The organism is Actinomadura sp. SCN-SB (assembly GCF_043906805.1).
GTDB lineage: Bacteria > Actinomycetota > Actinomycetes > Streptosporangiales > Streptosporangiaceae > Spirillospora.
The window spans coordinates 1-8,792 of sequence record NZ_JBIMPP010000124.1; the positions used below are offsets into that span (position 1 = coordinate 1).

The window sequence follows — 8,792 nt, forward strand, 5'->3', positions numbered from 1 at the left end:
CTGAGAGAACCGTGAGAGACGGCGCCTCGGCTGCGAGACCGTGCGGTCGCCGTGCGAACGACCGGCTGTCGTTCGCCAGTGGGTCAGGTACGGGACGAGCGAGGCCATGGCCTGAGGAGCGACAGGTCCGGGCGACCGGCGGATGCTTTGGCCGCTCCCCTCCTGCTATGAACAGTAGTTGTACAGGATCATCCGTGTGCCCCGCTCACAAGGGAGATGAATGAGGAGGAGGCGTCTCTGGCAAACTTCTACTATGTTAGATAGTAGATAAGGTTGGACCGGTGCCTACCTGGACGGTGATCTGCGGTACATGACTGACACGTCCGAGCCGCAAGCGGCGATGTTGATGCTGCGGGTCATGGAGATCGGCGATGTCCCGCAGGTGGCCGACCTGCATCGGCGCTACCTGCACCAGGGGTTCTTCGTGGATCTCGGCGAGCGGTTCCTTGGGCACTACTACCGGACGTTCGTCACGAGCCCGGCGGCGGTGGCGCTGGTCGGGGAATGCGATGGCGCCTTCGCGGGATTCCTGGTCGGCACGGTGGATGAGAGGGTCCATCGCCGTCATGTGGCGAACCTGGATCGTGCCCGGTTGGTGCGGGCCGGAGCGTTGTCCCTCTCGATGCGGCCGCGCCTGACGGCCCGGTTCGTCCGCACCCGTGCGCGCCGGTACGCCCAGGGGCTCGAACAGGCCCGTCAGTCCGGGATGCAGCCCAGGACTCCCACGACCGCCGGCGTGCTGCACCACATGGCCGTGGACGGTGCCAGGCGTCGCTCCGGTGTAGGGCGGATGCTGGCTCGCGGTTTCGTGGCCCTTGCCCGGACCCAGGGCACGCGGCGGCTGACCTTGGAGGTGCTGGAGGAGAACCGGGCGGCGCGGCTGTTCTACGAAGGGCTCGGATGGACACCCCGGGACATGCACGATGGGGTCGATGGCGAACACTGGCTGACCTACGGAATGAACCTGTGAAGCTGAAGCGCCCGTCCCGGCTGCTGACGCTCCTGGTGGTGATGCCGCTCGCAGCGTGCTCCGTGCCCGGTTCAGGTCGTCTGCAGCAGCCTTCACCGTCTCGAGGAGGCGCGACCGTACCGGCCCTGCCAGCGGTGAAGGCGTTCGTGGTCGCCGCCGACGAGCCCGCCCCCGCGGTCAAGCGTGCCGCCGTCCGCTTTGTCGAGGTGTTGACCAACTACGGCGCCGGGGGCGGAGAAGCCCGGGCGACCGGAAACCGCCTCGCCGCGGCCGGGATGGACCCGTCCCTGGCCGGGCAGGCGGCGCCGCTGCTCGCGAAGACCGATGCGGGGGCGGGCGAAGTGATCTATCCCCAGATTGGGGGCCTGACGGCGAAGTCGGCCTCGATCATGGCCGTGGTCAGGCTGAGTACCAGGCGATGGACCGTCATCACAACGACCACCCGGACCATTGACATCAGGTTGAGCAAACGGCCGGCGGGCTGGGCGGTGACGCGCATCGCCTCCACAGGCGGTGCGGCCCCGCAATCCGCGCGGGCACTCGGCCCGCTCGCCGCCCAGGTGCTGGCCAGCAAACGCATCGTGCTGCCCGACACCGCACGCTGGGACATCCAAGCCGGCCGGGTGGACACGCGCGTTCTGAGGCTGATGCTCGAGATCACCAAGGAACACACCATCTCCGTCACGGTGGTCTCCACCGGTCACCCGTTCAGGGTCTACGGGAGCGAATCGGTGAGCAACCACCGGCAGGGCAGGGCCGTGGACATCTGGGCGGTCGACGGCCGTCGCGTCGCCGAGCAGCGCCGTGGCGGCGACGTCCCTGCCCGGCCTGTCGCAATCCAGGCCCTCACCACCGGAGCGAACGAGGTCGGCGCACCGTGGGCGGTGTCGAAGGGTGGCAGGGCTTCGTTCACCAACACTGTCCACCAGGATCACCTGCACCTGGCCTTCAAACGCTGACGCAACCGGTGTCCGGGACTCATGGACGTGGCGACGTATGGCCCATGTACTAGATCAAATAGTACTTCGAGCAAGCCCGCCGAGTGCCTGTCTGCTTTGGCCCTTTCCAGGGGACCTGTTGTCTCTCCCCCGGGCCTCGACTTGCCGTTTTGCTGGGATCGCTACTACATTGCCCCGTACTTCGTTCGAGGCCGCCCTCCATCTGGAGGTCGGTGACCGTCCAGCGAGTCCCACGCCGCAGCCGGCCGCGCGGGGACCGGGAGATCCATCCGTTCGGCGCCCGCCAGGTGCCGAGTACCACCGAACCCGAGCCGCTTCCCGAGCTGTGCCCTGTATCACGAGGGTCGCAAGGCATCAGTCTCACGGCGAAGTCGGCAACGCCTAGTCCGCGCCTTCGGCGCGGAGCCGGGGAACCAACGCGAATGGTCTACAAGCCAGAAGGCATGTAGCGGCCTTCGCAGGGGTGAATCAGCGCATCCTCCACATCCGAGGAGTGCCGTAGGGCGACTTCCACGCCCGAATCCGTCAGCTAACCCGGTAGGCGCCATGGAAGTTAGGAGATGGTGCCGTGCACAAGCGGCATGGAAAGAACGGCAAGATCGCAGCGCCGGTGACCGGCGTCGTGCTGGCCGGCATTCTCGCCGGCGCACTGGGCCTGACGTCCGTTACCACGGCCCCCAAGGAATCCACCACCACGGCAGGGGACCTGGCACTCTCGGCCAATCGGGCCAAGAAGTCCGCCACGCCGCGGGACACGACGCGATCGCGCAACAGCCCGGCGGCCAAGGCCACGCCCAGCCCTGACACCAAGCCCAAAGCGAAGTCCCGGGCCCACCCGTCAGCCAAGCCTTCGGCCAAGCCTCCGGCCGGGCCCCCGGTCCCTCCGGCCAAGCCGCCGACCACCTGCGATGCCTCGCAGAAGAGGAAGGTGGGCAGGTTTCCGAACGGCCGGATCCCGACCCGGTACTTGTGCCCGTTGCCACAGCGGGGACTGGTGCTACGGAGCGACGCGGCATCGGCCTTCTATGAACTCAACACCGCCTACAAGAAGCGCTTCGGCTCCGACATCTGCCTGCGCAACTCCTACCGGTCCTTCGCCAAGCAGAAGGACCTGTACGAGAGCATGCCGGCAGGCATGGCGGCAGAGCCCGGCAACAGCAAGCATGGGCTCGGCATCGCCGCCGACTTCTGCGGTGGTGTCGAAGACGACGAATCACCGCAGTTCAAATGGATGCGCGCCAACTCGGAGAAATACGACTGGCTCCATCCTGACTGGGCCTACAGCAGCCCCTACGAGCCGTGGCACTGGGAGTTCGACGTCGGACAGAACGACTGACGAACGGATGTTCCTGGCCACCGAGCCGCCTGATCGGGCGGTCGCTGTGCGCCCGGGCAGCGTTGACCGGGCATCCCGGGCGTGCAGCGGACCGTGGGGCGATCGATTCGGTGCGTTAGCCGGCCAGTCGGGCCGCGAGCCTCGGGTTGATCCGGATCGCTCCCTTGAAGTTGACGAAGTAGACCGGCTGGACTCGTACGAAGGTTCCGCGCCGCGGTGCGGCGAGCATCCTTCCCTTTCCCAGGTAGAGCGCGATGTGTGAGATGTAGCCGGGTGCGGTCGGGTCGTGGGCCCAGGTGAGCAGGTCGCCCGGCCTGGCCTCGCCGAACGGGACGGCGCGCCCGGTCCGTGCCTGGTCGGCCGCTACCCGCGGAAGGCGCACACCGGCCTTGCCGAAGGCGTACTGCAGGATGCCCGAGCAGTCGTATCCACCTTCGGCATCGGACTCCCCACCCCAGACGTACGGCATCCCGAGCTTGCTCATGGCGGCTTGGATGGCGACCCGAGTCTGCCGGGCGGTCAATACCTGGCCACGAGCGTCGGGCAGCTGCCCGACGGATGCGCCTGTGCGCTCATCGAGGCCGGCGAGCCCGACGATCTTGGCTTGCCGGGGCAGGAGCTTGCGCAGCCGCGAGGTAAGGGAACCGGGGTCGCTGCTGCGCGCGCTGATGAGCAGCGCGTTACCGGTCGGCAGTCCGAGCTCGCGTGCCGTGTCGCGGGAGACGACGGCGTCGACGTCGCTGATTCCCATGGTCGCGAGGGCTCCGACTCGAATCGTCCTCTGCGGCCGGGAGCCGGTTCCGCCGATGGGCGTCTGGCTGCCGAGCCGTACGGCGCCGTCGGTGCCCAGCGTGAACGAGACCGCGATATCGCCGGCGGCGACATTGCGCCACAGTGCGTCGGACTGCGCTGTGGGACGCGGTGTGTAGTTGCGGAACGTCGATGGGTCGATGCCGAGCAGGCCCACCCGGCTGCCTGCGAATGCCGTTCGAGCGGCATCGGCGACTTCTGCTGCCCGGACATCCTTCAGGGCTCGGACCTTGGCGACGACGTCCTGCGGAAGGGATGAGGGTGCCGAAACCAGCAGATGAGGCGTGAGCCGTTCCTTCAGGGGAGCGACGATGCCATCGGACGATTGTGGACTCTGTGGCGCGGCCAGGAACCGCCCGGGAAGGACTCGCTCAGGGGCGGCCGGTGGATCGGCGGGCGGGCCGACGACGAAGGCCAGGCCCACGGACAACGTGGCGAGTGTCGATGTGCCGATCAGCAGGGGCAACGCCCGGCTGCTTCGCTCGAACACATCGGCCTCCTCACGCGACGCCGCCCCAGAATCTACTACGAAAGATAGGAGGTAAGGGACGCGTCGATCAAGATGGCGGAGCGGTCAGAGTCCCGTTCGGGGGTCTCCGTCGTCCGGCCGGGATGGCCGGTCCTTGTTCTCATCGAATCTCCGGCTGGCGGCCGACCTGCCGACCAGCAAAAGAACCGTGATCACCAGGAGAAAACCTGCCGCCACCAGCAGCGGTGCCAGCGTACGCAAGTCGCCCATGGATCCCCCACGGATCTCGATGGTTCCCGGGCCGTCAGCCGCAATCGACCCTTATCTACTAAGCAGAATAGTATTGTATCGCGAGGCAGGTAGTGGCGCGATCGGTCCAGGCCGGGCGCCCGGTGGCGGATATGGGGGTCGAGCCGCGGTTCAGTGGACAGGGCGGCTAGGCGGCTCATGGGGCTGGGTTGGTGAGGCCGGTCTCGTAGGCGTAGATGACGGCTTGGACGCGGTCGCGCAGGCCGAGCTTCATCAGGACGCGCTTGACGTGGGTCCGGATGGTGGACTCCTCGACCACGAGCGCGGTGGCGATCTCGCGGTTGTTCAGGCCGCGGGCGATGAGTTCGAGGACTTCCCGTTCGCGCGGGGTCAGGTCCCCGAGCGCGGGCCGGCCGGTGAGGTCGGGGGTGGGCTGGCGGGCCATGCGGTCGATCACACGGCGGGTGACGGACGGGGAGAGCAGGGAGTCACCAGCGGCGATGGTGTGGACCGCGGCGATCAGGTCTTCGGGGCGGGTGCGTTTGAGCAGGAAGCCGGAGGCGCCGGCGCGCAGCGCGCTGAAGATGTAGTCGTCCTGCTCGAAGGTCGTCAGGATCAGGACGCGGGTGGCGGGGGCGGCCGTGGCCAGTTCGCGGGTGGCGGCGATGCCGTCGAGGTCGGGCATGCGGACGTCCATCAGGACGACGTCGGGGGACAGGCGGCGGGCGCGGTCGACGGCCTGGCGTCCGGTGGCGGCCTGGCCGATGATCTCGATGGTGGGGTCGTTGGCGAGGAGTTCGGCGAGTCCGGCGCGCATCAGGTCGTCGTCATCGGCGATCAGCACCCGCGTCACCGGCGGCCACCTCCGTACGGGATGCGGGCGTGGACGCGGAAGGCACCACCGGCGCGGCCCGCGTCCAAGGTGCCGCCGAGCATGGCCGCGCGTTCACGCATGCCGATCAGCCCGTGCCCGCCGCCCAGCCGGGAGCCGTTCTCGCTTGGCGCCGGGTTGGTTACGGTCAGCTCGACCGCCGCCTCGCGATAGGCCAGTTCGATCCGGGCACCGCCCGTCCCATGGCGGGACGCGTTCGTCAGCGACTCCTGCAGGATCCGGTACGCGGCCTGGTCGGCGGCGGTGGCCAGCGGGCGCGGCGTACCCGAGGCGTCGAGGGTGATCCGGTGCCCGGCGGCCGTGTGGTGGGCGATCAGTGTGTCGAGGGAGGCGAGCCCGGGCGGTGCCTCGACGCCCGGGGACGACGGGACGTGCGGAGCGCCTTCGCGGAGGGTGCCGACGATGGTGTCGATCTCCTCGGCGGTGCGCCGCGCCAGGTCCTCGATCGCCTGCAGGGCGGCGCGTGAGCGTTCGGGGTTGCGGTCGTGGCCGAGGCGGGCGGCACCGGCGCGGACGGCGATCACGCTGATCGCGTGTCCCGCGGAGTCGTGTAGGTCGCGGGCGATGCGGGTGCGTTCCTCGGCCGCGGCGAGCAGGCGTTCGCGTTCGGCCTCGCGTTCGGCCCGAATGGCGCGTTCCCGGAGGTCGGCGATGTGCTCACGGCGCAGCCGCGAGCGGTCACCGGCGAACCAGGCCAGGGCCCAGGCCACGGGTGTGGGGAACAGTCCGATGCTCGGGAAGGCCGGCCGTGTCGCGGCGGTCGCGACGAGGTAGGCCGCCAGCAGCGCGATCACCGTGACGGTGGTACGCCGCGTCCACGGATGGTGCCGTTCCCGGCTGGAGGCGAGCAGGTAGAGCGCGGCGGCGGGGCCGAGCAGCACGTCCAGCGGGTAGTGCAGGAGTACCAGCAGGATGCCCGCCGCGGTGGTCCCCACGAACACCCCGAAAGGGGAGCGGCGCCAGGCGACGACCGGAAGCGTGGAACAGGCCGCCAGCACACCGCTGATCCAGTCGAGTCCGCGCTCGGCGGAGTGGATGGGGTGCAGGGACGCGCCCGGCCCGGAGACGACGACATTGCCGTGCGAGATGAGCAGCAGAGATCCGGCGAACACCGCACAGCTGATCGCGATGTCGAGGAGCGTCCTGGTGCGCGGCCGGGCGGCGAGGAGCCTGTGGGCCGAGGTCGTCACCATGACCCTGGACACTACCTGCGTGGACGTCGCAGGCCATCGCCCCGGTGGAGGATGCGCGTCCACAAAATGAGGACACCGAAGATCCCCACGCGGGGTGTCTTCGCCGTCGGCCCGGTCTCTGTAGACAGATGGCACAGACCGAGAGGCCCGCATGCGCTCATGAGCGGCCGCCGCGAAAGGACGACGTCATGACCGACCGCCCCCGCACTGCCCACACCGATGACGACACCGGGACCGGTCCGGCGTCGCCGGGATCGCCCCCGCGGATGCCGCGGTGGGTGAAGGTGTCGGCGATCGTCGTCGCCGTGCTGATCGTGTTGTTCGCCGTCGCCCTGTTGACCGGCCTCGGCGGGGACCACGGGCCGGGACGGCACGAGCCCGGCCAGCAGCAGGAACAGGGTCACGACCCGTCCAAGTGGAACCACCAGTGAGCGTTGGCCCGCGCATCCGCAAGTTCATGCTCACCATGCACATCACCACCTCCGTCGGCTGGCTTGGCGCGCTCGTTGCATACCTGGCTTTGGACGTCACCGCCACCGCCGGACACGACGTGCAGACGGTGCGGGCCGCCTATCTGGCCATGGACCTGACCGTCCGGTACGTCATCGTCCCGCTGGCCCTGACCGCGCTGTTCACCGGGATCGTCCAGTCGCTGGCCACCACCTGGGGCCTGTTCCGGCACTACTGGGTCGTGGTGAGCCTGCTGCTCACCCTCGTGGCCACCGGGGTCCTACTGATAGAGGCGCAGAGCGTCCGGTACCTGGCCGAGCAGGCGGCCTCCGCGCCCGACCCCCGCGCACTGCCCGGCTCTCTCTTGCACTCCATAGGCGGCCTGATCGTGCTGCTCACGATCACGGCTCTGAACCTGTACAAGCCGAGGGGCCTGACCCGCTACGGCTGGCGCAAGCAGCAGACCAAGCCCCGGCAGCGCTCCGCCGCCCTCGTGCCCTAGCCAGTTGCAGCAGGAGCCGTCCATGAAGAACGAAGCCTTCTCCCGCGTCATGACCGCGGTGGGCCTGGCCCTCGCGCTGATAGCAGGGACCGCGGCCTGCGGTACGTCCGGTGCCGAGGCCGAACGCCAGTCGGAGGTGGCCGAGCGGAGCCGCAAGGTGATGCCCTTCGACCTTGAACGCACCACGCACCACTTCACCAAGTCCGCCGACGGTGGCGTGGAGACGGTGGTGGCCGACGACCCCGCAGACCAGAACCAGATCCGGCTGATCCGCGAGCACCTCACCAAGGAGTTCTCCAGGTTCCGGCAGGGTGATTGGGGCGATCCGGCCCGCATTCACGGCACGACCATGCCGGGCATCCAGGCGCTGTCTCAGGGCTACACGCGCATCCGCATGACCTACCAGAACGTGCAGGCCGGAGCCCGGATCGTGTTCAGCACATCCGATCCCGCGATGGTCAAGGCCCTGCACGCCTGGTTCGACGCCCAAGTCAGCGACCACGGCAACCACGCCCAACCCAAATAGGCGTGTCCTGGGGACGGGCGATGAGATCCAAGCGCATGTCCGCTTCCGCAAGGGGAATCAGACCCATGCCCTGACTTCAACCGGGCCCGAGCCCGAAGCACAGCCCTGAACCATGACGATTCCCTGGACCTCAGGAAAACCGACCCGGTCGCCGTTCGCGATGCCGCGCGGCCTGGCCGGACGGCTCGCCGGCCGTCTGATGCTCTGGATGAACGCCCAGCGAGATCTACTCGGGCTGCTCGACGTCCGCGCGGGCGAACGGGTCCTGGAAGTGGGTTACGGCCCAGGCGGCCTGATCCGGCTGCTCCAGCGGACCCCTGCGGCGTTGGTCTGCGGCGTTGGTCTGCGGCGTCGATCCGTCCCCTGAAATGCGCGCGCTCGCGCTACGTCCGCATCAGAAGGACGTCGCCTCGGGAAGGATCGACCTACGGCTAGG

At 68.7% G+C, this 8,792-nt stretch carries 10 protein-coding genes and 1 riboswitch; of the genes, 7 read left to right on the forward strand and 3 right to left on the reverse strand.

The genetic code is table 11. The features are described from left to right. Window positions 1-310 precede the first annotated feature (310 nt). The 3 genes from ACGWYJ_RS38035 (at window position 311) to ACGWYJ_RS38045 (ending at window position 3,265) form a co-directional block, all read left to right on the forward strand. Window positions 311-970 (forward strand): GNAT family N-acetyltransferase, encoded by a 660-nt coding sequence (locus tag ACGWYJ_RS38035; protein ID WP_395111476.1) that lies wholly within the window; start codon window positions 311-313, stop codon window positions 968-970. Then, window positions 967-1,929 (forward strand): hypothetical protein, encoded by a 963-nt coding sequence (locus ACGWYJ_RS38040; protein WP_395111477.1) that lies wholly within the window; start codon window positions 967-969, stop codon window positions 1,927-1,929. The genes ACGWYJ_RS38035 and ACGWYJ_RS38040 overlap by 4 nt, the downstream gene beginning before the upstream one ends. 368 nt (window positions 1,930-2,297) lie before the next feature. Continuing rightward, a riboswitch (cyclic di-AMP (ydaO/yuaA leader) is annotated at window positions 2,298-2,488 on the forward strand. A gap of 9 nt (window positions 2,489-2,497) precedes the next feature. Beyond that, window positions 2,498-3,265 carry a D-alanyl-D-alanine carboxypeptidase family protein gene (locus tag ACGWYJ_RS38045; RefSeq protein ID WP_395111478.1) on the forward strand — a complete coding sequence of 256 codons (768 nt, stop codon included), beginning with the start codon at window positions 2,498-2,500 and terminating at the stop codon, window positions 3,263-3,265. A gap of 115 nt (window positions 3,266-3,380) precedes the next feature. Here the strand turns inward: ACGWYJ_RS38045 and ACGWYJ_RS38050 are convergent, their stop codons facing one another. The 3 genes from ACGWYJ_RS38050 to ACGWYJ_RS38060 all read right to left on the reverse strand — a co-directional run bounded on the left by ACGWYJ_RS38050 (window position 3,381) and on the right by ACGWYJ_RS38060 (window position 6,878). Beyond that, window positions 3,381-4,565 carry a C40 family peptidase gene (locus ACGWYJ_RS38050; protein ID WP_395111480.1) on the reverse strand — a complete coding sequence of 395 codons (1,185 nt, stop codon included), beginning with the start codon at window positions 4,563-4,565 and terminating at the stop codon, window positions 3,381-3,383. A 424-nt stretch (window positions 4,566-4,989) separates the two neighbouring features. After that, window positions 4,990-5,646 carry a response regulator gene (locus ACGWYJ_RS38055; RefSeq protein ID WP_395111481.1) on the reverse strand — a complete coding sequence of 219 codons (657 nt, stop codon included), beginning with the start codon at window positions 5,644-5,646 and terminating at the stop codon, window positions 4,990-4,992. After that, window positions 5,643-6,878: a sensor histidine kinase gene (locus tag ACGWYJ_RS38060; RefSeq protein ID WP_395111482.1), complete on the reverse strand. Its 1,236-nt coding sequence runs from the start codon at window positions 6,876-6,878 to the stop codon at window positions 5,643-5,645. The genes ACGWYJ_RS38055 and ACGWYJ_RS38060 overlap by 4 nt, the downstream gene beginning before the upstream one ends. Before the next feature lie 188 nt (window positions 6,879-7,066). Here ACGWYJ_RS38060 and ACGWYJ_RS38065 point away from each other — a divergent pair, with 188 nt between their 5' ends. From ACGWYJ_RS38065 to ACGWYJ_RS38080, 4 genes are all read left to right on the forward strand, one after another. After that, window positions 7,067-7,309, forward strand: a complete 243-nt coding sequence (locus tag ACGWYJ_RS38065) for a hypothetical protein (RefSeq protein ID WP_395111484.1) — start codon at window positions 7,067-7,069, stop codon at window positions 7,307-7,309. Continuing rightward, on the forward strand, window positions 7,306-7,830 hold the full coding sequence (locus ACGWYJ_RS38070) for a hypothetical protein (protein ID WP_395111485.1): 525 nt from the start codon (window positions 7,306-7,308) through the stop codon (window positions 7,828-7,830). The genes ACGWYJ_RS38065 and ACGWYJ_RS38070 overlap by 4 nt, the downstream gene beginning before the upstream one ends. A gap of 22 nt (window positions 7,831-7,852) precedes the next feature. Beyond that, window positions 7,853-8,356 (forward strand): hypothetical protein, encoded by a 504-nt coding sequence (locus ACGWYJ_RS38075; protein ID WP_395111486.1) that lies wholly within the window; start codon window positions 7,853-7,855, stop codon window positions 8,354-8,356. Between the two features lie 112 nt (window positions 8,357-8,468). Further along, window positions 8,469-8,723, forward strand: a complete 255-nt coding sequence (locus ACGWYJ_RS38080) for a hypothetical protein (RefSeq protein ID WP_395111487.1) — start codon at window positions 8,469-8,471, stop codon at window positions 8,721-8,723. Window positions 8,724-8,792: the final 69 nt, after the last annotated feature.

Bases quoted from the DNA above. Each gene is read 5' to 3' on its own strand.
- ACGWYJ_RS38035 (WP_395111476.1), top strand. From the start codon at position 311: ATGACTGACACGTCCGAGCCGCAAGCGGCGATGTTGATGCTGCGGGTC.
- ACGWYJ_RS38060 (WP_395111482.1), bottom strand. From the start codon at position 6,878: ATGGTGACGACCTCGGCCCACAGGCTCCTCGCCGCCCGGCCGCGCACC.
- ACGWYJ_RS38065 (WP_395111484.1), top strand. From the start codon at position 7,067: ATGACCGACCGCCCCCGCACTGCCCACACCGATGACGACACCGGGACC.
- ACGWYJ_RS38075 (WP_395111486.1), top strand. From the start codon at position 7,853: ATGAAGAACGAAGCCTTCTCCCGCGTCATGACCGCGGTGGGCCTGGCC.
- ACGWYJ_RS38080 (WP_395111487.1), top strand. From the start codon at position 8,469: ATGACGATTCCCTGGACCTCAGGAAAACCGACCCGGTCGCCGTTCGCG.